The following is a 21649-nucleotide window of genomic DNA, read 5'->3' on the forward strand; positions in this document are numbered from 1 at the left end:
ATCCGTGTTTTTTTTCACCAACAGCAATGAAATCAAGCTACAAATTGTTCTAATTGATGTATCTGCAACCAAAATCACACTTGAAGTGGCATACTTATCAGCATGAATCATTAAGGAATAAGAGCGATGCCCTTAAGCGCACAACAGCTGGCAGCACAAAAAAACCTATCCTATGTGCTGGCAGAAAAGCTGGCTCAACGGATCTTAGCGGGTAAATATGCCCCGGGTAGCACCCTGCCAGGAGAAATAGAGCTGGGTGAGCTGTTTGGGGTAAGCCGTACCGCCGTTCGCGAAGCAGTGAAAACATTAACAGCAAAAGGAATGGTGCTCCCGCGTCCTCGCATTGGCACCCGCGTTATGCCTCAGGCCAACTGGAACTTCCTCGATCAGGAGTTACTCTCCTGGTGGATGACCGAAGACAACTTCCATCAGGTTGTCGATCATTTCCTGGTAATGCGCAGCAGCCTCGAACCCCAGGCATGCCTACTTGCCGCCACGCTCGGTACCGCAGAACAAAAAGCACAGCTCAATACCTTGATGGAAGAGATGATGTTCCTGAAAAAGCACTTCAACCGCGAGCGCTGGATTGAGGTAGATATGGCCTGGCATGAACATATCTATACGATGAGCGCGAATCCTTTCCTGACGTCTTTTGCCTCTTTATTCCATTCGGTGTACCACACCTACTTTACTTCTATTACACAAGATGAAGTGGTGAAACTGGATCTGCATCAGGCGATTGTTGATGCCATTCAGGAGAGTGACGGGCAGCGTGCCCTGAGTGCGTGCCAGGCATTGCTGGCCGCGCCAACCCACCAGCAGGTAAATAAATGACAGAGAAAAAAGCGCGCAGCATGGCTGGACTACCGTGGATTGCAGCTATGGCGTTCTTTATGCAGGCACTGGATGCCACCATCCTTAACACCGCCCTCCCTGCAATAGCACAAAGCCTCAACCGCTCCCCGCTGGCAATGCAGTCTGCCATCATCAGTTACACCCTGACGGTCGCGATGCTGATCCCGGTGAGCGGCTGGCTGGCCGATCGCTTCGGCACCCGTAAAGTGTTTATGCTGGCGGTGACGCTCTTCACACTCGGTTCACTGGCCTGCGCGCTATCCACCTCCTTAACGGAGCTGGTTATCTTCCGCGTACTCCAGGGGGTCGGCGGGGCGATGATGATGCCCGTAGCGCGTCTGGCGTTACTGCGTGCTTATCCGCGCAGCGAACTGCTCCCCATCCTTAACTTTGTCACCATGCCTGGGTTAGTCGGCCCAATACTTGGCCCGGTACTCGGAGGGGTATTTGTGACCTGGGTAAGCTGGCACTGGATCTTCCTGATTAATATACCGATTGGTATGGTGGGGTTGCTGTATGCCCGCAGGTATATGCCGGACTTCACCACGCCAGGACGTAATTTCGACATGGGCGGGTTTCTTCTGTTTGGCCTGAGTCTGGTGCTTTTCTCCAGCGGGATGGAGCTATTCGGCGAAAAAATTGTGGCGACAGAGATTGCACTGTCCGTCATCTTCAGCGGTATTCTGTTGTTCCTTCTTTATATACGTCATGCGCGCCGTCACCCGACCCCGCTGATCCCCCTGTCTCTCTTTAATACCCGAACCTTCTCCGTCGGGATCGCAGGCAATATTGCATCACGCCTGGGAACAGGTTGCGTACCGTTTCTGATGCCATTGATGCTGCAGGTCGGCTTCGGCTACCCGGCATTGATTGCCGGCTGCATGATGGCTCCCGCGGCAATGGGGTCGATTCTGGCAAAATCGACCGTCACGCAGGTGCTGCGCTGGTGTGGGTATCGTAAAACGCTGGTTGGCGTGACCGTCTTTATCGGGCTGATGATTACCCAGTTCTCGTTGCAGTCCGCAGCCCTGCCAGTCTGGATGTTAATCCTGCCGCTCTTTGTTCTGGGAATGGCTATGTCAACGCAGTTCACATCGATGAACACCATCACGCTTGCCGATCTTACTGACGAGAATGCCAGTAGCGGCAACAGCGTACTGGCAGTGACTCAACAGTTGTCGATCAGTCTGGGGGTTGCCGTGAGTGCGGCGGTACTGCGGTTTTATGAAGGTTTTGATAGCTCAAATACCGTCGAGCAGTTCCACTATACCTTTATCACTATGGGCGCACTCACCGTCGTTTCAGCCTGGGTCTTTATGCTGTTAAAACCGAAGGATGGCCGAAACCTGATTAAAGAGCGCCACAAAGAGAAGGTTAAACCGACCCCCGTTCCATCAGAACAGGAGTAAGTTGCAGACGTTGCTGTTGCAGCGTGGGCTGCGCCATCCGGTGGATCAGCACATCAATGGCCAGCTCACCCAGCTCATCTTTCGGCTGATGAATAGTGGTCAGCGGCGGCGTCATATAGCTGGCCAGTTCGATATCATCGTAGCCAATTACCGCCATATCCTGCGGGATCTTTATCCCTGCCTGATACAGCGCCTGGTACGCACCAAATGCCATCGCATCGTTGCCAATAAAAACGGCCTGCGGACGGTGCTCTTGCGCCAGCAGTTTCTGCATCGCCTCGAAGCCGCCGTTAAATTCGAAATCACCGGTAATCTGGTAGCCATCAGGAATGGCAAGCCCCGCACGCTCCATGGCGCAGAGGTATCCTTCCTGACGCAAACGCGCCGGCGTTTTATCCAGCGGGCCGGTAATGCAGGCTATGCGGGTATAGCCTTTATCGATCAGATACTGGGTCGCCATATCACCCCCCAGCAGAGAATTGTCCTGAATCAGATCGCTGGTACCATCGAACGGTGCCCAGTCCATCATCACCGTCGGTACCGACGGGTAGCGTTGCATAATTTCTTTCGACGGCTGATGAGTCTCGGTACACAGCAACAGTAACCCGTCGACGCGTTTTTGCATCAGCGTCTCCAGATTACGGTTCATGCGCTGTTCATCCCCTTCGGTATTGCACAGCACCAGGCTGTAGCCACGCTCGAAACAACTGCGTTCCACACCGCGCACAAGTTCAGAATAAAAAGGGTTGGTACTGGCCGTGATAAGCATGCCAATAGTGCGCGTCTGGTTGAGCTTGAGGCTGCGCGCCAGCGCCGACGGTGCATAGTTGAGATCTTTGACTGCCGCTTCGACTTTTTCCCGAATCGCCTCACTGACAAAACGATCGTTATTAATGACGTGAGAAACCGTCGAAGTAGAAACGCCCGCCATGCGGGCGACATCTTTCATTGTGGCCAAGCGTTACCCCTGCTGACTTAAGAATTCATCGATCTCTTTACGCCACGGAACGGAAGGCTGAGCACCTTTACGCGTAACCGCGATGGCCGCGGCAGCATGTGCGAAGCGAATGGCATCATCCATTCGCGCACCTTCCAGCAGCGCTGTCACCAGCGCACCGTTAAAGGTATCACCCGCCGCGATAGTATCAATCGCTTTCACCTTAAAGCCCGGCACGCGACGGCCTTCGCCATTCACGCTTGCCCACACACCACGGCTACCGAGCGTGATGATAACGGTTCCGATGCCTTTTTCATGCAGTGCATTCGCCGCACGCGCAGCATCGTCATCATTTTCAACACGAATCCCCGTCAGTTTTTCCGCTTCGGTTTCATTCGGGGTAATGATGTCCACCAGCGCCAGCAGCTCATCTGATAATACACGGGCAGGAGCCGGATTAAGTACGACAGTGGTATGATTTTCATGCGCAATTTTTGCGGCAGCCAGAACGCTTTCGACTGGCGATTCCAGCTGCATCAGCAATGCTTCCGCATTCGCAATAATCTCACGCTGCACTTCAACACGTTCAGTCGTCAACGCGGCGTTAGCGCCAGCATGAATACCGATGACATTCTCACCTTCTGCGTTGACGAAAATCAGCGCCACGCCGGTAGATTCCCCCGCCACCACGCTCACCGGCGCAATATCAATATTATCGCTGGCCAGCTGTTTACGTACGCGCTCACCGGTATCGTCATCACCCGTGCAGGCAATAAACGCGATATGCGCCCCGCTGCGTCCGGCGGCAACCGCCTGGTTTGCGCCTTTACCGCCGAAGGCCACCTGATATTGATTGCCGGTGACGGTTTCGCCCGGTGTCGGGAAAGATTCAAGGTTAAGAATGTGATCGGCATTGATGCTGCCAAGGACGACGAGGTTGCCTGCGGTTTTCATGGTAGAGGAGTCCATCTGAGAGCGCCACCGGTGTTACCCGGTGGCGTATGCCACACTTTTCTTTATAGGGTGTCCCTCAGGCAGCCAGCGACTGCCTGAATCGCCTTTTTACTGCTTGATGACCAGTTTCAGGTCAACTGGATATTTGGCCTGAACTTTTTCGCCCTTCAGCACTTTATCCGCAGTCTGGACGCCAGTTGCGCCAATCTGCTCAGGCAGCTGAGCGATGGTCGCAGCCAGTTTGCCATCATTTACTGCTTTTTCACCATCTGGCGTACCGTCAAATCCGACAACCATCACATCAGATTTACCCGCAGTCTGCAGAGCACGCAGTGCGCCCAGCGCCATTTCATCGTTCTGTGCAAATACTGCCTGCACGTCAGGGTGTGCGGTCAGCAGGTTCTGCATAACGTTCAGACCTTTAGTACGGTCGAAGTCAGCAGGCTGGCTGGCCAGCACGTTAAATTTGTGCGCAGCAACAGCCTGCTGGAAGCCTTCGCCACGTTCACGGGCTGCAGACGTCCCTGCAATACCCTGCAGTTCGATAACCTTCGCGCCTTCACCTGCTTTCTTCGCGATATAGTCACCCGCAATTTTACCGCCCAGCACGTTATCAGACGCGATATGGCTGACGACGTCGCCTTTAGAGGCCTGACGGTCCAGGGTGATCACCGGGATTTTTGCCTGGTTTGCCATCTTAACGGCGTTACCCACTGCGTCAGAATCGGTTGGGTTGATCAGCAGGATTTTGGTGCCACGAACGGTTAAGTCCTGAACGTTAGCCAGCTCTTTCGCCGGGTTGTTCTGGGAATCCAGCACCACCAGGTTGTAACCCAGCTTGTCCGCCTCTTTCTGTGCACCATCCTTCAGGGAGACGAAGAACGGGTTGTTCAGGGTAGAGATGACCAGCGCGATGGTGTCTTTTGCCATTGCGTTAGCACTTACGGTTGCGCTCAGCGCGACAGCAGAAACCAGGGTAGCCAGTTTTTTCATGTTCATATCTAAGATGTCCTGTAGTGTCGTCAGTTACTGTTTTTTGTTGTCTACCAGTACCGCCAGCAAAATCACCACCGCTTTAACGATCATCTGGTAATAGGAGGAAACACCTAACAAATTCAAACCATTATTCAGGAAACCGAGGATCAGTGCGCCGATCAAAGTCCCAACAATGCGACCTTTACCGCCCGCCAGACTCGTACCGCCCAGAACCACTGCCGCAATGGCATCCAGCTCATACCCCGTACCCGCCGTTGGCTGAGCAGAAGAGAGGCGCGCCACTTCGATGATGCCCGCCAGAGACGCCAGCAGGCCGCACAGGGAGTAAACGATAATTTTGACTTTATTAACGCTGATACCAGACAGACGCGTTGCCGCTTCGTTACCACCCAGCGCATAGATATAACGGCCCAGACGGGTGTGGTGCAGCATGTACCACGCCGCCAGGAACACGATAGCCATGATCCAGACCGGCGTCGGAATACCCAGCGGGCGACCGATACCGAACCAGCCAAACAGATCGGCGTTATCCGTAAACCCGGTATTCACCGGGCTACCGTTGGTATAGACCATCGTCACACCGCGCAGCAACAGCATCATCACCAGCGTGGCAATGAACGCCTGAACACGACCTTTCGCCACAATCACACCGGTAACGGCACCAATAGCCGCGCCAGTTGTCAACGCAGCGGCAACAGCGACCAGCGCGTTGACTTCAATCCCTACAATTGAAGCGGCGATTGCACCGGTGAGCGCCAGCAGGGAACCGACGGACAGATCGATACCCGACGTCAAAATCACCAGCGTCATCCCGACCGCCATAATGGCGTTCACGGAGGTCTGCTGAAGAATGTTGAACAGGTTATTCACGGTAAAAAAGTTCGGGCTCATGGTCGAGACAATCGCGATCAGCACCAGCAGGGCAATCAGCGATTTTTGTTCCAGTAGCCATGCCTTGGTGAAATAACGGCGACCAGAAACAGCCTGGGTAGTCATCTTCTTACTCCTGATTCACGCGATTAAGCTTGCCCACAGCGGCAGCCATCAGAACTTCCTGGGTGGCCTGCTCGCGAGTGAATTCACCGCCGAGATGCCCTTCATGCATGACGATAATACGATCGCTCATGCCTAATACTTCTGGCATCTCGGAAGAGACCAGAATGATGCTCAGACCGTCGGCCTTGAACTGGTTAATCAGCTGATAGATCTCTTTCTTCGCCCCCACGTCCACGCCGCGAGTTGGCTCATCAAGGATCAGCACTTTCGGACGCGTCATCAGCCCGCGAGCAATCGCGACTTTCTGCTGATTACCGCCGGACAACAGGCCAATCGCCTGCTCCATCGACGGAGTTTTGACGTTAAAGAGACGAATAAAATCACTGACCGCCTGCTGTTCGTCTTTGTGCTTCAGGCTGCCGCCACTGTGGCTGAAATAGCGCAGTGCAGTAAGCGACATATTCTCTTTCACTGACATGCCCAGCACTAAGCCATCACGCTTGCGGTCTTCGGAAATATAGACGATGCCGTTTGCCAGACCATCTTGCGGAGAACGGGTAACCACTTCACGGCCATCGAGCGTCACATAACCGCTGGTGCGCGGCAGTGCGCCATACAGCACTTTCATCAGCTCGGTACGCCCCGCGCCCATCAGGCCCGCCACGCCCAGAATTTCCCCCTGACGTAGCGTAAAGGTTACGTCGTTCACTCCCGGACCGCAGAGGTTGTCCACCTTCAGGCGGATCTCGCCAGGCTGCTTGTCCAGATGCGGGTACTGATCTTCGAGCTTACGTCCCACCATCATTTCGATAAGCGTATCTTCGGTCAGCGTTGCCACTTTTCGCTCGGCAATAAATTGCCCGTCGCGGAAGACGGTCACGTCGTCGCAGATCTCGAAAATCTCTTTCATACGGTGAGAAATATAGACAATCCCACGTCCCTGCGCTTTCAGCTCGCGGATGACGCGGAAAAGGGATTCGGTTTCGGTATCGGTGAGCGCATCGGTTGGTTCATCCATGATGATGACCTTCGACTCGAAGCTCAGCACCTTGGCGATTTCCACCATTTGCTGATCGCCAATGGAAAGCTCGCCCACCAGACGGTCGCTCTTAAAGCGCAGGTTCAGCTTCACCAGCAATTTGTCGGCTTCGGCATACATCGTTTTCCAGTCGATTTTACCAAACCGGTTAACGAACTCGCGGCCGAGGAAGATGTTCTCCGCAATGGTGAGTTGCGGGATCAGGTTCAGTTCCTGGTGGATAATGCCGATACCCGCTTCCTGAGAGGATTTCGGGCCAGTGAACGTGGTCTCTTTACCCAACCACAGCAGTGAACCTGCGTCGCGCTGGTAGATACCGGTCAGCACTTTCATCATGGTGGATTTGCCCGCGCCGTTCTCACCCACCAGCGCCATAACGCGTCCTGGGTAAACGTTCAGCGCTGCACCGGAGAGGGCTTTTACGCCCGGGAACGATTTATCGATCCCTTTAAGTTGCAGTAATGCGTCCATGATGGCCTCAGAAGGTGACGCCAGCACAGAGAATAATATTCGCATACGGGGAACACTCCCCGCTGCGAATCACCGCCTGACTGTCTGCGGTTTGTTGTTTGAACTGCTCGTGCGTTGTGTAACGAATTTCTATGGTGTTTCCCTGGTGTTGTTGCAGTTGCTCAATGTGGCTGAGCAACGTTTCGTGGAGTTGCGGATTATGTTGTTTGATTTCCGCCGCGAGAATGGCCGCCTCAACCTGCATCTCCGCAGTCACCACATCCAGTACCTGCATGAACGAGGGCACGCCCTGCGTTAACGCCATATCAATACGGGTTGTGCTGTGCGGAACCGGTAAGCCTGCATCGCAAACTACCAGCGTATCGGTATGCCCAAGACGGGAAATAACCGATGAGATTTCTGAGTTGAGTACAGTGCCTTTCTTCATTTTCTTGCTCCACTAGCGAAACGTTTCGCTAAAATCAGTTTAGTCTCAAGAGTGTTCAGAAAACCACCGTGACGTAACAGATTTGTGATCAGCGTCGAAACGTTTCGCTAAGTGAAATGCTGAGGGAGATAAATGCAAAACGGTAACCCTCTGGTTACCGTTTTTTATGTTTGCGCCCTCTCCTTGCGGGAGAGGGTTAGGGTGAGGGCACCAGACCGCAGAGGAGATTAAATCTCGACCTGCGTCCCCAGCTCAATCACACGGTTAGGCGGGATCTCAAACTGGTCAGGTGCGCGCAGGGCGTTACGCTGCAGAATAAGGTATAGCTTGCCACGCAGACGCAGATACCACGGACGCTTGCCCATAATCAGCGACTCGTGTGACATGAAGAACGATGTCTCCATCATGCGACAGCTCAGCCCTTCCAGACCACAGCGATGGAACACCTCTTCCACGTTTGGTGTTTCACGCCAGCCGTAGCTTGCCACCACGCGCCAGAAGGTCGGTGACAGTTGCTCAATCTGTACGCGGCGTACGTTGTGAACATACGGGGCATCTTCAGTGCGCAGCGTCAGCAGGATCACGCGTTCGTGCAGCACCTTATTGTGCTTGAGGTTATGCATCAGCGCGAACGGGATCACGTTCAGCGCACGAGACATATACACCGCGGTACCCGGTACACGAACTGGCGGGGATTTCTCCAGCGAAGCAATCATCGCATCCAGAGAATTACCGTGTTCATGTATGCGACGCAACAGGCGGAAACGCTCGCTCTTCCATGTCGTCATCACAATGAACATCACCAGACCCAGCGTGAGCGGCAGCCAGCCACCGGAGACAATCTTGTCGAGGTTCGCAGAGAACAGCGGCACGTCGATACACAGGAAACCTGTCAGAATCACCCCCACAAGGAGTTTATTCCAGTGCCAGTTTCGGTGTGCCACCGTGGCAGAGAGAATCGACGTCAGCACCATCGTACCGGTTACAGCAATACCGTAGGCTGCAGCCAGATTACTGGAGTGCTCAAAGCTAACGATAACGATAACAACCGAAAAATAGAGCAACCAGTTAATGAACGGGATGTAAATCTGACCCGACTCCATTTCCGATGTATGGATGATGCGCATTGGGGAGAGATAACCCAAACGCACGGCCTGACGCGTCAGGGAGAACACGCCAGAAATCACCGCCTGAGAGGCAATCACTGTCGCCAGGGTGGCGAGGATCAACATAGGTACCAGCGCCCAGTCCGGGGCCAGCAGGAAGAACGGGTTCTTAATCGCTTCCGGATTATCGAGCAGCAGTGCGCCCTGGCCGAAGTAGTTCAGCACCAGCGACGGTAACACCACAACAAACCATGCCACACGGATAGGCAGTTTCCCGAAGTGCCCCATATCAGCATACAGCGCTTCAACACCGGTGATGGACAGCACGACCGCCCCCAGCGCCACAAAGGAAACCACTTTGTATTCCAGGAAGAAGTGCACCGCCCAGTATGGGTTCAGCGCCTGCAGCACTTCCGGGTTGGCAATAATGCTGCGCAAGCCCAGCGCCGCGAGAACCAGGAACCAGGCAAACATAATCGGGGCGAACAGTTTCCCTACCAGCCCGGTACCGTGTTTCTGGATTATAAACAGCAACGTCAGAACAATGATGGCCAGCGGGACAACCCACGTATCGAGCTGCGGCGCGATAATCTCAAGCCCCTCTATCGCCGAGAGAACCGAGATCGCGGGCGTGATCACCACTTCCCCATAGAAGAAACTGCCGCCAATCAGGCCGATGATAACCAGTACCGACGTCATTCTGGCGGACGTATTGCGCCCGGCAAGCGACATCAGCGTCAGTATCCCCCCTTCACCCGCGTTATCTGCACGCATCACGAAGGACAGGTATTTTACAGACACGACCAGGACCAACAGCCAGAAGATCAGTGACAGGAAGCCAAACACGGCATCACGTTCAACACCAAAACCAAACTGACCGGACAGACATTCACGAAGCGTATAAAGTGGGCTGGTGCCGATATCACCGTAGACAACCCCGATCGCCGCAAGCGTTATTGCGGGTAATGATTGTTTATTATCAGTGCTCATAGACTAGTCTTTTCGTTTAAATAACAAATGTGTGCTTAGTCCCTTGGCCCACAAAAAGCGCACAGTATGCACGATTCACTGCAAAATCGTACCCCTAAATGCAACCGCATTAATGTAGCGCAAAGAAAATTGCGCCGCACTTCAGTCTATTACCAGCCCTGACTGAAACGTCTATACTCGCTTCAATTGGCCGCCACGACGGCGAAAGGATGCAAAACTATTATGGCTCACTCACATTTATTAGCAGAAAGAATTTCCCGTCTCAGCGGGGCGCTGGAGAAAGGTCTTTTCGAGCGTAGCCACGCCATCCGCCTCTGTTTACTGGCGGCACTGAGCGGCGAAAGCGTATTTTTACTCGGCCCCCCAGGCATTGCTAAAAGCCTGATTGCCCGTCGGCTGAAGTTTGCTTTTCAGAATGCACGCGCCTTCGAATACCTGATGACCCGGTTTTCCACCCCCGAAGAAGTTTTCGGTCCGCTTTCCATACAGGCGCTGAAAGATGAGGGACGCTATCAGCGTCTGACGGAGGGTTATCTCCCGGAAGCGGAAATCGTTTTTCTTGATGAGATCTGGAAAGCTGGCCCGGCCATACTGAACACGCTGCTCACGGCGATTAACGAACGTCGGTTTCGCAATGGCGCAAGCGAAGAGAAAATCCCGATGCGCCTGTTGGTGGCGGCATCAAACGAACTGCCTGAAGCTGACAGCAGCCTGGAAGCACTGTATGACCGTATGTTGATCCGCCTGTGGTTAGACAAAGTGCAGGATAAAGCGAACTTCCGCTCCATGCTGGTAAGCCAGCAGGATGAGAATGAAAACCCGGTATCCGCTTCACTACAGGTAACGGATGAGGAGTATCACCAATGGCAGCAGGATATTGGCAAAATCAAACTGCCTGATGTCGTTTTTGAGCTGATTTTCATGCTGCGCCAGCAGCTTGATTTACTGCCCTCTGCACCGTATGTCTCCGACCGACGCTGGAAAAAAGCGATCCGCCTGCTGCAGGCAAGCGCCTTATTCAGCGGGCGTGATGCAGTTGCACCTATAGATCTGATCCTGTTGAAAGACTGTCTCTGGCACGATGCAGAAGGTATGAATCTGATGCAGCAGCAGCTTGAAATATTGATGACCGGACACGCCTGGGGCCAGCAGTCGATGCTCAACCAGCTCGGAGCGATTGCCCAACGACGCATCCAGCTTCAGCAACAGCAAAGTGATAAAACGGCGCTGAAAGTGAACCGTCTTGGCGGTATGTTTGCCCGTAAACCACACTATGAGCTACCTGCCGGGCTGACGAGCACGACGCTTACGCTATTGCTCCAGCAACCGCTTAAACTTCATGACATGCAGGTGGTTCATGTTACGATTGAGCGCGAGGCGCTGGCGCAATGGCTCGATAAGAGCGGTGAGATCCGTGGCAAGCTCAACGGCATCGGTTTTGCACAGCCGCTCAATATGGAAGTGGATAGCAGCCAGCATCTGGTGATCCGCGATGTGAGCCTGCAGGGATCGCGTCTTGCTTTACCCGGAACAACCTCCGATAGCGTACCAGAAGAGATCAAACAGCAGCTGGAAGCGCTGGATACCGAATGGCACCAGCAGCACACGCGCTTCAGTGAACAGCAAAAATGCCTCTTTATTCATAGCGACTGGTTAGGTCGTATCGAATCCAGCCTGCAGGATGTCAGCGCGCAGATCAAACAGGCGCGTCAATGCTAACGCTGGACACACTTAACGTCATGCTGGCGGTCAGTGAAGAAGGGCTGATCGAAGAGGTGGTGATTACGCTGCTGGCTTCGCCACAGCTGGCGGCCTTCTTTGAAAAATTCCCAAAGCTCAAAAAGGCGATGACCGACGATCTCCCGCGCTGGCGCGATAATCTTCGACAGCGATTCAAAGAGACCGAAGTCCCGCCGGAGCTGACGGAAGAGGTCGCTTGCTATCAACAGTGCCAGCGGCTTTCGACGCCGCAGTTTATCGTCCAGCTTCCCCAAACGCTGACGTTGCTCGATAAAGTACACTCTCCCTTTGCCAGCCAGGCCCGGACACTGGTCACGGATAACGCCACCTTTACCCCGGCACTGCATACCCTGTTTTTACAGCGCTGGCGGCTCAGCCTGGTCGTTCAGGCCACCACCCTCAACCAGCAGCTACTGGATGAAGAACGCGAGCAGCTGCTCAGCGAAGTACAGGAACGCATGACGCTGAGTGGTCAGCTGGAACAGGTGTTGGTGGAAAATGAAAACGCGGCCGGGCGTCTCTGGGATATGAGCGCCGGGCAGTTACGGCGCGGTGACTACCAGTTGATCGTTAAGTACGGCGACTTTCTGGCGCAGCAGCCGGAACTCATGAAACTTGCGGAGCAGCTTGGTCGTTCAAGGGAGGCAAAGTCCGTTCCAAAGAAAGATGCCCCAATGGAAACCTTCCGCACCCTGGTTCGTGAGCCAGCAACCGTACCGGAACAGGTAGATGGCTTACAGCAAAGTAATGACATTTTGCGTCTGTTGCCCACCGAGCTGAGCACGCTGGGGATGACCGAGCTGGAATATGAATTTTACCGTCGGCTGGTGGAGAAACAGCTCCTGACCTATCGTCTGCACGGTGAATCCTGGCGCGAGAAGCTGAGCCAACGTCCGGTCATCCATCAGGATTTTGATGAACAGCCTCGCGGGCCTTTTATTGTTTGCGTGGATACATCCGGATCGATGGGCGGTTTTAATGAACAGTGTGCAAAAGCATTCTGCCTGGCCCTGATGCGCGTGGCGCTCGCTGACCGACGTCGATGCTTCATCATGCTGTTTTCCAGCGAGGTGGTGAGCTACGAACTGACGAGCCAGCAGGGTATCGAGCAGGCGATCCGCTTTTTAAGCCAGCGTTTTCGTGGCGGTACCGATTTGGCCAGCTGTTTTCGTAGCATTGTCGAACGTATGCAGGGCGGAGACTGGTACGACGCTGACGCGGTGGTGATTTCCGATTTTATTGCTCAGCGACTGCCGGATGACGTGGTCAATAAAGTGAAGGAGTTACAGCGAGTGCATCATCACCGTTTTCATGCCGTGGCGATGTCAGCGCATGGAAAACCCGGCATCATGCGCATCTTCGATCATATCTGGCGCTTTGATACCGGGTTGCGTAGCCGCCTGCTAAGACGCTGGCGGCATTAATTAAAGAAGGGAACCCACGCTTTCACGTACCTGCTGTGGCCAGACACCACATTGTACCTGACCAATATGGGAGAGTTGCAGCAATAACATGGTCAGACGGGACTGGCCAATACCGCCGCCAATGGTCTGGGGCATTTCACCGCGCAATAGCGCCTGGTGCCACTCCAGCTGCAGACGATCTTCATCACCGGTGACCGCCAGCTGACGTTTCAGCGCGTCAGCATCCACGCGGATCCCCATAGAAGAAAGTTCAAACGCATCTTCCAGCACCGGGTTCCAGACCAGAATATCACCGTTCAGACCCGCGAATTCACTTTCGCCCACCGTGCTCCAGTCATCATAATCCGGCGCGCGAACATCGTGACGTTTACCGTCAGAGAGCTTGCCGCCAATCCCTATCAGGAATACAGCACCCAGCTCTTTGGCTATCGCCCGTTCACGACCTTTGGCATCCAGATCCGGGAAGCGGGTCAGCAGATCCTGACTGTGAACAAAGTGGATCGATTCCGGCAGGAACGGTGCCAGGCCAAACTCTTTGCTCACTGCTGATTCGGTGGCTTTGATCCCGGCGTAGATCGCCTCAACGGTAGATTTCAAGGTACCTACGTGGCGCTCGCCATCCCCCATCACGCGCTCCCAGTCCCACTGGTCAACGTAGACAGAATGAATCGCTGACAGGCGGTCTTCATCGGGGCGAAGGGCTTTCATGTGCGTGTACAGCCCTTCGCCTGCGCTGAAGTCGTGTTGCCCCAGGGTTTGTCGCTTCCATTTCGCCAGTGAATGAACCACTTCGAACTGAGCGTCTGGCAGTGTTTTCACTTTCACCTGTACCGCTTTTTCGCATCCGGACAAGTTATCCTGCGTCCCATCCCCCACGCGGCTAAGAATCGGAGCCTGAACTTCAATCAGGCCAAGCTTATCTTCCAGCTGGCGGGAAAAATGGGATTTAACGAAACTGATCTGGCGTTGTTTTGCGATGTAAGCGGTTTTCATTATTTATACTCCTGCGTCCTGTTGGTATTGATTAAGCAACAAAAATGGCACTCAATTCAATAATCAAACAACAAAAAGCCACCTTCACTTTTGATTCATTAAAATGTAGCGCTAGAATAGAGAGATTCATTAATCTTCATAAGAAAAACATATGGAAAATTATCAGATCGACAATCTGGACCGCGGCATCCTGGAAGTCTTAATGGCTAATGCGCGCACCGCCTACGCCGAACTGGCGAAACAGTTTGGTGTCAGCCCGGGGACAATTCACGTTCGCGTAGAGAAAATGAAACAGGCGGGGATCATTACCGGCGCACGTATTGATGTCAGCCCCAGGCAGCTGGGTTATGACGTGTGCTGCTTCATTGGCATAATTCTCAAAAGCGCCAAAGACTACCCTTCCGCTCTGGCAAAGCTGAACGCCCTTGATGAGGTCACCGAGGCGTACTACACCACCGGACACTACAGCATCTTTATAAAAGTGATGTGCCGATCCATTGATGCCCTCCAGCAGGTACTTATCAACAAGATCCAAACAATCGATGAAATTCAGTCCACCGAGACACTGATCTCCCTGCAAAACCCGATCATGCGTACAATTCGCCCATGATCGGGCAAATTCATTCCCACATTTTCCACAGGTAGATCCCAGCTCGTTCACAGCGTACAATGACCGCCTCTTTATCTGAGCGAGCGATCAATGGCGGACATTACTCTTATCAGCGGCAGCACCCTGGGTGGCGCGGAATATGTTGCGGAACATCTGGCTGAAAAGCTGGAAGATGCGGGCTTTTCCACAGAAACCCTGCACGGGCCATTGCTTGAAGATCTCCCGACAGATGGGATCTGGCTGCTGATCACCTCCACGCACGGCGCAGGCGATCTCCCGGATAACCTGCATCCTTTATATGACGAGCTGCAGGAACAACAGCCTGACCTGTCCAGCGTCCGCTTTGGCGCAGTCGGCATTGGTAGCCGCGAATATGACACCTTCTGCGGTGCAATAGAGAAAGTTGAAGCTGCCATCGTCGCTTGTGGGGCAAAACAACTGGGCGAAACGCTGAAGATCAACATCCTCGATCATGATATTCCGGAAGATCCAGCGGAAGTCTGGCTGGGTGAATGGAAAAATTTACTCAAAAACGGTTAAAGATCGCGCGAACAGATGTGGATAACTCTGGTTAAAAGCTCGTATTAAGCAGTAGTTATCCAAAGAATAACGTAGAGGCCGTTTTTGCCCTGTGTATAAAGTCGCGATCTGATCCCAGCTTATACTGGCCAGGATCACCGATCATTCACAGCAAACGATCCTTTCTAACTACATGATCTTCTTTGCGAGATCGGACTTATCCACAAAGGTTCGCGATCCTAATAAGAGATCACAATAGAACAGATCTCTAAATAAAAAGATCTTCTTTTTAATAGCCCAGGATCCCAATGCTTTCTCGAAAGACTAAAGTTGAGTAGAATCCACGGCCCGGGCTTCAATCCATTTTCATACCGCTTTACGCGAGGCAGACCACCATGTTTTATCAGGATCCTTTTGACGTCATTATCATTGGCGGGGGTCATGCAGGCACTGAGGCCGCAATGGCCGCAGCGCGAATGGGTCAGCAGACCCTGCTTTTGACACACAATATCGACACGCTGGGACAAATGTCCTGTAACCCGGCGATTGGCGGCATTGGGAAAGGACACCTGGTAAAAGAAGTGGATGCACTTGGCGGCCTGATGGCGAAAGCTATCGATCAGGCGGGCATCCAGTTTAGGATACTAAACGCGAGTAAAGGCCCTGCGGTCCGTGCAACCCGAGCTCAGGCTGACCGTGTGCTTTACCGTCAGGCTGTACGCACTGCGCTGGAGAACCAGCCAAATCTGATGATCTTCCAGCAGGCAGTGGAAGATCTTATCGTTGAGAACGATCGCGTCGTTGGTGCTGTTACCCAGATGGGGCTTAAGTTCCGCGCTAAAGCCGTTGTGCTGACCGTTGGGACATTCCTGGATGGTAAAATTCATATCGGCCTGGATAACTACAGCGGTGGCCGTGCTGGCGATCCGCCGTCTATTCCCCTTTCACGCCGTTTGCGTGAACTGCCGCTGCGCGTCAGCCGCCTGAAAACCGGGACGCCGCCGCGTATTGATGCTCGTACCATAGATTTTAGCGTGCTGGCGCAACAGCATGGCGATAACCCAATGCCGGTGTTCTCGTTCATGGGAAATGCTGCTCAGCACCCACAGCAGGTACCGTGTTACATCACGCATACCAACGAAAAAACACATGACGTGATCCGTAATAATCTCGATCGTAGCCCAATGTACGCGGGTGTGATCGAAGGGATCGGCCCGCGTTACTGCCCGTCGATCGAAGACAAGGTGATGCGCTTTGCCGATCGTAACCAGCACCAGATCTTCCTGGAGCCGGAAGGACTGACATCTAACGAAATTTACCCGAACGGTATCTCCACCAGCCTGCCGTTTGACGTTCAGATGCAAATTGTTCGCTCAATGCAAGGTATGGAGAACGCTAAAATTGTTCGTCCAGGCTACGCTATTGAGTACGATTTCTTCGATCCGCGTGACCTGAAGCCAACTCTGGAGAGCAAGTTCATCCACGGCCTGTTCTTCGCGGGTCAGATCAACGGCACTACCGGTTACGAAGAAGCTGCCGCACAGGGTCTGCTTGCAGGTCTGAACGCTGCACGCTTCTCCGCTGAGAAAGAGGGTTGGGCACCGGGACGTTCTCAGGCTTACCTGGGGGTTCTGGTCGACGATCTCTGCACCCTGGGTACCAAAGAACCGTACCGTATGTTTACCTCTCGTGCAGAATATCGCCTGATGCTGCGCGAAGATAATGCCGACCTGCGTCTGACCGAAATGGGTCGTGAGCTGGGTCTGGTGGATGACGAACGCTGGGCGCGTTTCAACGAGAAACTGGAACGCATCGAACAGGAACGTCAGCGCCTGAAGACAACGTGGGTCAACCCGCAGGCGGAAACTGCTGCCGAAGTGAACGCTCACTTGACTGCGCCGCTCTCGCGCGAAGCCAGTGGTGAAGACTTGCTGCGTCGTCCGGAAGTGACCTATGAGAACCTGGTTAAACTGACAGCGTTCGCTCCAGGCCTTGAAGACGCTGAAGCGGCTGAGCAGGTTGAAATCCAGGTAAAATACGAAGGTTATATCGCGCGTCAGCAGGATGAGATCGAAAAACAGCAGCGCAACGAAAACACGCTGCTGCCGGAAATGCTGGACTATCGTCAGGTGACTGGCCTTTCCAATGAAGTGATCGCCAAGCTGAACGATCACAAACCTGTGTCTATCGGCCAGGCATCCCGTATCTCCGGCGTCACACCTGCCGCGATTTCAATTCTGCTGGTGTGGTTGAAAAAGCAAGGTATGCTGCGTCGTAGCGCGTAATCACTTTTGTTTTTTGGCGGGCGGCGTTTTGCTGACCCGCTCTACAGCTTTGCAGGCCCGGTAAGCGTTAGCGCCACCGGGCAAATTATTTCTAAACAGGTATTCACTGTGCTCAATAAACTCTCTCGTCTGCTGGATCAGGCAGGTATTTCGCTCACCGATCACCAGAAAAACCAGCTGGTGGCTTATGTCGATATGCTGAACAAATGGAACAAAGCGTACAATCTGACGTCTGTGCGCGACCCCAACGAGATGCTGATTCGCCATATCCTCGACAGTATCGTGGTGGCTCCATATCTGAGCGGTGAGCGCTTTATCGACGTTGGGACGGGGCCGGGGCTACCGGGTATCCCGTTGTCGATTGTCCGTCCTGAGAGCCATTTCACACTGCTGGACAGCCTGGGCAAGCGCGTGCGCTTTTTACGCCAGGTGCAGCATGAGCTGAAGCTTGAAAACATTACGCCTGTGCAGAGCAGGGTAGAGGAGTTCCCGGCTGAGCCGCCGTTTGATGGTGTTATCAGCCGTGCATTTGCCTCACTGAACGACATGGTGAGCTGGTGCAAGCATCTGCCTGCTGAGAATGGTCGTTTCTATGCGCTGAAAGGGCAGCTTCCAGGCGAAGAAATTGAGCAGCTTCCGGACGGTTATTCTGTCGAATCCATTGAGAAATTACAGATTCCTCAGCTCGACGGTGAGCGCCATCTGGTGATAATTAAGGCAAACATTTTTTAAAAAATTAATAAAAAATGTGGAATTTGTGCTGTTCTCAATGTGTTAAAAAACAGCACAACTAAAGAGATTTAGCTGAAGTTAATTTAACCTTATTTTTACTAAGGATTTTCTTACGGTTAACTTCACAGGTATTGTTCACCATGAAGATAATCAACAGTGAAAATATCAGTCTGCTAAAAGTGGGGCGTCGCAACAAGAACGTGATGTTAAATATTTATTAAGAATGTCAATGAAAGGTTTTTGTTGTATACAGGGCTGTTTTGAAAATAGTGACTATATTTTATCTTTAATTTCATAAAGATGAAATTAACCGTGATAAATGCAGCCTTATCGGAAATGTGTATTTTGTGATCCCGTGCACGCTTTGTCATCAACGTTTTCGCGCTGTTTGCAGTTTTGTCCGAAGGTCGATGCTTTAGTCAAAAGTTAAAAAATAGCGACGGGGAAAAATATTTAAACATTTATTCACCTTTTCGCTACTTAATGTTTGAAATCACGGGTGCGCACCGTATAATTTGTCCGCTTTTTGATGCTTGACTCCGAGCCTTAAAGGACGTTTTATACGACACGCGACATACCTCGAAGGGAGCAGGAGTAAAAACGTGATGTCTGTGTCGCTCTTGAGTAGAAACGTTGCTCGTAAGCTTCTGTTCATTCAGTTTCTGGCTGTGATAGCAAGTGGACTGCTGTTTAGCCTCAAAGACCCCTTCTGGGGCATCTCCGCCGTGTGCGGGGGTTTGGCGGTTGTTCTGCCAAACGTATTGTTTATGATTTTTGCCTGGCGTCATCAGGCGCATACACCCGCCAAAGGCCGCGTGGCCTGGTCCTTCGCTCTGGGCGAAGTATGTAAGGTGTTGCTGACCTTTGCTCTACTGGTGATGGCGCTGGCGGTTTTGAAAGTGGTATTCATGCCGCTGATAGCAACGTGGGTTTTGGTGCTGGTGGTACAAGTTCTGGCTCCAGCTGTAATCAACAACAAAGGGTAAAAGGCATCATGGCTTCAGAAAATATGACGCCGCAGGATTACATAGGTCACCATCTGAAAAACCTTCAGCTGGACCTGCGTACATTCTCGCTGGTGGATCCGCATAACCCCCCGGCCACCTTCTGGACGATCAACATCGACTCCATGTTCTTCTCGGTGGTGTTGGGTCTTCTGTTCCTGGCCATGTTCCGCGGTGTTGCTAAAAGGGCGACCAGCGGTGTTCCAGGGAAATTCCAGACGTTCGTCGAGATGATCATCGGCTTCGTGCATGGTAGCGTCAAAGACATGTACCATGGCAAGAGCAAGCTGATTGCTCCACTGGCCCTGACCGTGTTCGTTTGGGTGTTCCTGATGAACCTGATGGACCTTCTGCCTATCGATTTTATTCCGTGGATCGGCGAGCATGTTCTCGGTCTGCCAGCGCTGCGCGTGGTTCCGTCTGCTGACGTGAACATCACCCTGTCGATGGCGCTCGGCGTATTTATCCTGATTCTTTTCTACAGCATCAAAATGAAAGGCGTAAGCGGCTTTGTGAAAGAGCTTACCTTGCAGCCGTTCAACCACTGGGCGTTCATTCCGGTCAACCTGATCCTGGAAGGCGTTAGCCTGCTGTCCAAGCCTGTATCACTGGGTCTGCGACTGTTCGGCAACATGTATGCGGGTGAGCTGATTTTCATTCTGATCGCGGGTCTTCTGCCGTGGTGGTCACAGTGGATTCTTAATGTGCCGTGGGCCATTTTCCACATCCTGATCATTACGCTGCAAGCCTTTATCTTCATGGTTCTGACGATTGTCTATCTGTCGATGGCATCTGAAGAGCACTGATTCTTTACCAACACTACTACGTTTTAATTGAAACAAACTGGAGACTGTCATGGAAAACCTGAATATGGATCTGCTGTACATGGCTGCCGCTGTGATGATGGGTCTGGCGGCTATCGGTGCTGCGATCGGTATCGGCATCCTCGGGGGTAAATTCCTGGAAGGCGCAGCGCGTCAACCGGATCTGATTCCTCTGCTGCGTACTCAGTTCTTTATCGTTATGGGTCTGGTGGATGCTATCCCAATGATCGCTGTAGGTCTGGGTCTGTACGTGATGTTTGCTGTCGCGTAGTAGCTGTTTTAAAACCCTAAGCCACAGAAATTTAAGAGGTATTGTGCTGTGAACATGAACGCAACAATCCTCGGCCAGGCCATCGCGTTTATTCTCTTTGTCTGGTTCTGCATGAAGTATGTATGGCCGCCTTTAATGGCTGCCATCGAAAAACGTCAGAAAGAAATTGCTGACGGTCTGGCTTCTGCAGAACGCGCTAAGAAAGATTTGGACCTTGCACAGGCCAACGCGACAGACCAGCTGAAAAAAGCGAAAGCGGAAGCTCAGGTAATCATCGAACAGGCTAACAAACGCCGTGCTCAGATCCTGGACGAAGCCAAAGCTGAAGCAGAACAGGAACGTACTAAGATCGTGTCACAAGCTCAGGCTGAAATTGATGCTGAGCGTAAACGTGCTCGTGAAGAACTGCGTAAGCAGGTTGCGATTCTGGCTGTTGCTGGCGCCGAGAAGATCATCGAACGTTCCGTGGATGAAGCTGCTAACAGCGACATCGTGGACAAACTTGTCGCTGAACTGTAAGGAGGGAGGGGCTGATGTCTGAATTTGTTACGGTAGCTCGCCCCTACGCCAAAGCAGCTTTTGACTTTGCTGTCGAACACCAAAATGTCGATCGCTGGCAGGATATGCTGGCGTTTGCCGCTGAGGTGACGAAAAACGAACAAATGGCTGAGTTGCTTTCCGGTGCATTAGCGCCTGAAACTCTCGCCGCGTCGTTTATCGCCGTGTGCGGAGAGCAACTGGATGCCAGCGGCCAGAACCTGATTAAGGTGATGGCTGAAAACGGTCGTCTGCGCGTGCTTCCGGATGTTCTTGAGCAGTTCGAGCACTTACGTGCCCTTAGTGAAGCTACCGCTGAAGTTGAAGTGACTTCTGCGAATGAACTGAGTAACGAACAGCTTTCGAAGATTACTTCCGCGATGGAAAAACGTCTGTCACGCAAAGTTAAGCTGAATTGCAAAATCGATAAGTCTGTAATGGCAGGCGTAATCATCCGTTCGGGTGATATGGTCATTGATGGCAGCGTACGCGGCCGTCTTGAGCGCCTTGCAGACGTCTTGCAGTCTTAA

General features: G+C 52.8%; 21 protein-coding genes. 13 read left to right on the plus strand and 8 right to left on the minus strand.

Annotation, left to right across the window (positions count from 1 at the left end; translation table 11 throughout):
• The first annotated feature begins 126 nt into the window (after window positions 1–126).
• Both ACJ9N4_RS16960 and mdtD read left to right on the plus strand, forming a co-directional pair.
• Window positions 127–834, plus strand: coding sequence for a FadR/GntR family transcriptional regulator (locus ACJ9N4_RS16960; protein WP_182919149.1), 708 nt, complete (start codon window positions 127–129; stop codon window positions 832–834).
• Entirely contained in the window at window positions 831–2264 is a 1434-nt protein-coding gene (gene mdtD, locus ACJ9N4_RS16965) for a multidrug transporter subunit MdtD (protein ID WP_182919150.1), read from the plus strand. The genes ACJ9N4_RS16960 and mdtD overlap by 4 nt, the downstream gene beginning before the upstream one ends.
• On the opposite strand, the gene rbsR is transcribed toward mdtD, so the two are convergent.
• The 7 genes from rbsR to kup form a co-directional block, all read right to left on the minus strand.
• Window positions 2230–3222: a ribose operon transcriptional repressor RbsR gene (gene rbsR, locus ACJ9N4_RS16970; protein WP_182273220.1), complete on the minus strand. Its 993-nt coding sequence runs from the start codon at window positions 3220–3222 to the stop codon at window positions 2230–2232. The two genes, mdtD and rbsR, sit on opposite strands and share 35 nt — an antisense overlap.
• 3 nt (window positions 3223–3225) lie before the next feature.
• Entirely contained in the window at window positions 3226–4155 is a 930-nt protein-coding gene (gene rbsK / locus ACJ9N4_RS16975) for a ribokinase (protein WP_182274601.1), read from the minus strand.
• 108 nt (window positions 4156–4263) lie between these two features.
• Entirely contained in the window at window positions 4264–5154 is an 891-nt protein-coding gene (gene rbsB / locus ACJ9N4_RS16980; protein WP_182273219.1) for a ribose ABC transporter substrate-binding protein RbsB, read from the minus strand.
• Window positions 5155–5181: 27 nt separating this feature from the next.
• A complete protein-coding gene (rbsC, locus tag ACJ9N4_RS16985; protein WP_182919151.1) occupies window positions 5182–6147 on the minus strand; it encodes a ribose ABC transporter permease in 966 nt (321 codons plus the stop codon).
• A gap of 4 nt (window positions 6148–6151) precedes the next feature.
• Window positions 6152–7657 carry a ribose ABC transporter ATP-binding protein RbsA gene (rbsA, locus tag ACJ9N4_RS16990; protein WP_411500679.1) on the minus strand — a complete coding sequence of 502 codons (1506 nt, stop codon included), beginning with the start codon at window positions 7655–7657 and terminating at the stop codon, window positions 6152–6154.
• Between the two features lie 7 nt (window positions 7658–7664).
• The gene (gene rbsD / locus ACJ9N4_RS16995) at window positions 7665–8084 is read right to left on the minus strand and encodes a D-ribose pyranase (protein ID WP_182273217.1); all 420 of its coding nucleotides are present in this window, start codon (window positions 8082–8084) and stop codon (window positions 7665–7667) included.
• A gap of 227 nt (window positions 8085–8311) precedes the next feature.
• Entirely contained in the window at window positions 8312–10180 is a 1869-nt protein-coding gene (kup, locus tag ACJ9N4_RS17000) for a low affinity potassium transporter Kup (RefSeq protein WP_182273216.1), read from the minus strand.
• A 222-nt stretch (window positions 10181–10402) separates the two neighbouring features.
• Here kup and ravA point away from each other — a divergent pair, with 222 nt between their 5' ends.
• Window positions 10403–11899 (plus strand): ATPase RavA, encoded by a 1497-nt coding sequence (gene ravA / locus ACJ9N4_RS17005; protein ID WP_182919153.1) that lies wholly within the window; start codon window positions 10403–10405, stop codon window positions 11897–11899.
• The gene (gene viaA / locus ACJ9N4_RS17010; RefSeq protein WP_196390636.1) at window positions 11893–13344 is read left to right on the plus strand and encodes an ATPase RavA stimulator ViaA; all 1452 of its coding nucleotides are present in this window, start codon (window positions 11893–11895) and stop codon (window positions 13342–13344) included. Before ravA ends, viaA begins: the two co-directional genes overlap by 7 nt.
• Here viaA and asnA read toward each other — a convergent pair whose 3' ends face one another.
• The gene (gene asnA / locus ACJ9N4_RS17015) at window positions 13345–14337 is read right to left on the minus strand and encodes an aspartate--ammonia ligase (protein ID WP_411500658.1); all 993 of its coding nucleotides are present in this window, start codon (window positions 14335–14337) and stop codon (window positions 13345–13347) included. It lies immediately after the preceding gene.
• Window positions 14338–14488: 151 nt separating this feature from the next.
• On the opposite strand from asnA, the gene asnC reads away from it, so the two are divergent.
• The 9 genes from asnC (at window position 14489) to atpH (ending at window position 21649) form a co-directional block, all read left to right on the plus strand.
• A complete protein-coding gene (gene asnC, locus ACJ9N4_RS17020) occupies window positions 14489–14947 on the plus strand; it encodes a transcriptional regulator AsnC (RefSeq protein ID WP_182273212.1) in 459 nt (152 codons plus the stop codon).
• Between the two features lie 90 nt (window positions 14948–15037).
• Window positions 15038–15487 carry an FMN-binding protein MioC gene (gene mioC, locus ACJ9N4_RS17025; protein WP_411500659.1) on the plus strand — a complete coding sequence of 150 codons (450 nt, stop codon included), beginning with the start codon at window positions 15038–15040 and terminating at the stop codon, window positions 15485–15487.
• A 374-nt stretch (window positions 15488–15861) separates the two neighbouring features.
• Window positions 15862–17751, plus strand: a complete 1890-nt coding sequence (gene mnmG / locus ACJ9N4_RS17030; RefSeq protein ID WP_023333918.1) for a tRNA uridine-5-carboxymethylaminomethyl(34) synthesis enzyme MnmG — start codon at window positions 15862–15864, stop codon at window positions 17749–17751.
• A gap of 108 nt (window positions 17752–17859) precedes the next feature.
• The gene (gene rsmG / locus ACJ9N4_RS17035; RefSeq protein ID WP_182273210.1) at window positions 17860–18483 is read left to right on the plus strand and encodes a 16S rRNA (guanine(527)-N(7))-methyltransferase RsmG; all 624 of its coding nucleotides are present in this window, start codon (window positions 17860–17862) and stop codon (window positions 18481–18483) included.
• Between the two features lie 605 nt (window positions 18484–19088).
• Entirely contained in the window at window positions 19089–19469 is a 381-nt protein-coding gene (gene atpI / locus ACJ9N4_RS17040) for a F0F1 ATP synthase subunit I (RefSeq protein ID WP_008500194.1), read from the plus strand.
• Window positions 19470–19477: 8 nt separating this feature from the next.
• Window positions 19478–20293 (plus strand): F0F1 ATP synthase subunit A, encoded by an 816-nt coding sequence (gene atpB / locus ACJ9N4_RS17045; protein WP_411500660.1) that lies wholly within the window; start codon window positions 19478–19480, stop codon window positions 20291–20293.
• Between the two features lie 49 nt (window positions 20294–20342).
• The gene (gene atpE / locus ACJ9N4_RS17050) at window positions 20343–20582 is read left to right on the plus strand and encodes a F0F1 ATP synthase subunit C (protein ID WP_000429386.1); all 240 of its coding nucleotides are present in this window, start codon (window positions 20343–20345) and stop codon (window positions 20580–20582) included.
• 48 nt (window positions 20583–20630) lie between these two features.
• On the plus strand, window positions 20631–21101 hold the full coding sequence (gene atpF, locus ACJ9N4_RS17055; protein WP_182273207.1) for a F0F1 ATP synthase subunit B: 471 nt from the start codon (window positions 20631–20633) through the stop codon (window positions 21099–21101).
• 14 nt (window positions 21102–21115) lie between these two features.
• Entirely contained in the window at window positions 21116–21649 is a 534-nt protein-coding gene (gene atpH, locus ACJ9N4_RS17060) for a F0F1 ATP synthase subunit delta (RefSeq protein WP_182273206.1), read from the plus strand.

Source organism: Enterobacter sp. LM3, assembly GCF_046622475.1.
In the GTDB taxonomy this organism is placed as follows: domain Bacteria; phylum Pseudomonadota; class Gammaproteobacteria; order Enterobacterales; family Enterobacteriaceae; genus Enterobacter; species Enterobacter cloacae_P.

Excerpts from the sequence above, each read along its gene's own strand:
- ACJ9N4_RS16960 (WP_182919149.1), top strand. The coding sequence starts at position 127 with ATGCCCTTAAGCGCACAACAGCTGGCAGCACAAAAAAACCTATCCTAT.
- mdtD (WP_182919150.1), top strand. The coding sequence starts at position 831 with ATGACAGAGAAAAAAGCGCGCAGCATGGCTGGACTACCGTGGATTGCA.
- rbsK (WP_182274601.1), bottom strand. The coding sequence starts at position 4,155 with ATGAAAACCGCAGGCAACCTCGTCGTCCTTGGCAGCATCAATGCCGAT.
- rbsB (WP_182273219.1), bottom strand. The coding sequence starts at position 5,154 with ATGAACATGAAAAAACTGGCTACCCTGGTTTCTGCTGTCGCGCTGAGC.
- rbsC (WP_182919151.1), bottom strand. The coding sequence starts at position 6,147 with ATGACTACCCAGGCTGTTTCTGGTCGCCGTTATTTCACCAAGGCATGG.
- rbsA (WP_411500679.1), bottom strand. The coding sequence starts at position 7,657 with ATGGACGCATTACTGCAACTTAAAGGGATCGATAAATCGTTCCCGGGC.
- rbsD (WP_182273217.1), bottom strand. The coding sequence starts at position 8,084 with ATGAAGAAAGGCACTGTACTCAACTCAGAAATCTCATCGGTTATTTCC.
- kup (WP_182273216.1), bottom strand. The coding sequence starts at position 10,180 with ATGAGCACTGATAATAAACAATCATTACCCGCAATAACGCTTGCGGCG.
- ravA (WP_182919153.1), top strand. The coding sequence starts at position 10,403 with ATGGCTCACTCACATTTATTAGCAGAAAGAATTTCCCGTCTCAGCGGG.
- viaA (WP_196390636.1), top strand. The coding sequence starts at position 11,893 with ATGCTAACGCTGGACACACTTAACGTCATGCTGGCGGTCAGTGAAGAA.
- asnA (WP_411500658.1), bottom strand. The coding sequence starts at position 14,337 with ATGAAAACCGCTTACATCGCAAAACAACGCCAGATCAGTTTCGTTAAA.
- asnC (WP_182273212.1), top strand. The coding sequence starts at position 14,489 with ATGGAAAATTATCAGATCGACAATCTGGACCGCGGCATCCTGGAAGTC.
- mioC (WP_411500659.1), top strand. The coding sequence starts at position 15,038 with ATGGCGGACATTACTCTTATCAGCGGCAGCACCCTGGGTGGCGCGGAA.
- mnmG (WP_023333918.1), top strand. The coding sequence starts at position 15,862 with ATGTTTTATCAGGATCCTTTTGACGTCATTATCATTGGCGGGGGTCAT.
- atpI (WP_008500194.1), top strand. The coding sequence starts at position 19,089 with ATGTCTGTGTCGCTCTTGAGTAGAAACGTTGCTCGTAAGCTTCTGTTC.
- atpB (WP_411500660.1), top strand. The coding sequence starts at position 19,478 with ATGGCTTCAGAAAATATGACGCCGCAGGATTACATAGGTCACCATCTG.
- atpE (WP_000429386.1), top strand. The coding sequence starts at position 20,343 with ATGGAAAACCTGAATATGGATCTGCTGTACATGGCTGCCGCTGTGATG.
- atpH (WP_182273206.1), top strand. The coding sequence starts at position 21,116 with ATGTCTGAATTTGTTACGGTAGCTCGCCCCTACGCCAAAGCAGCTTTT.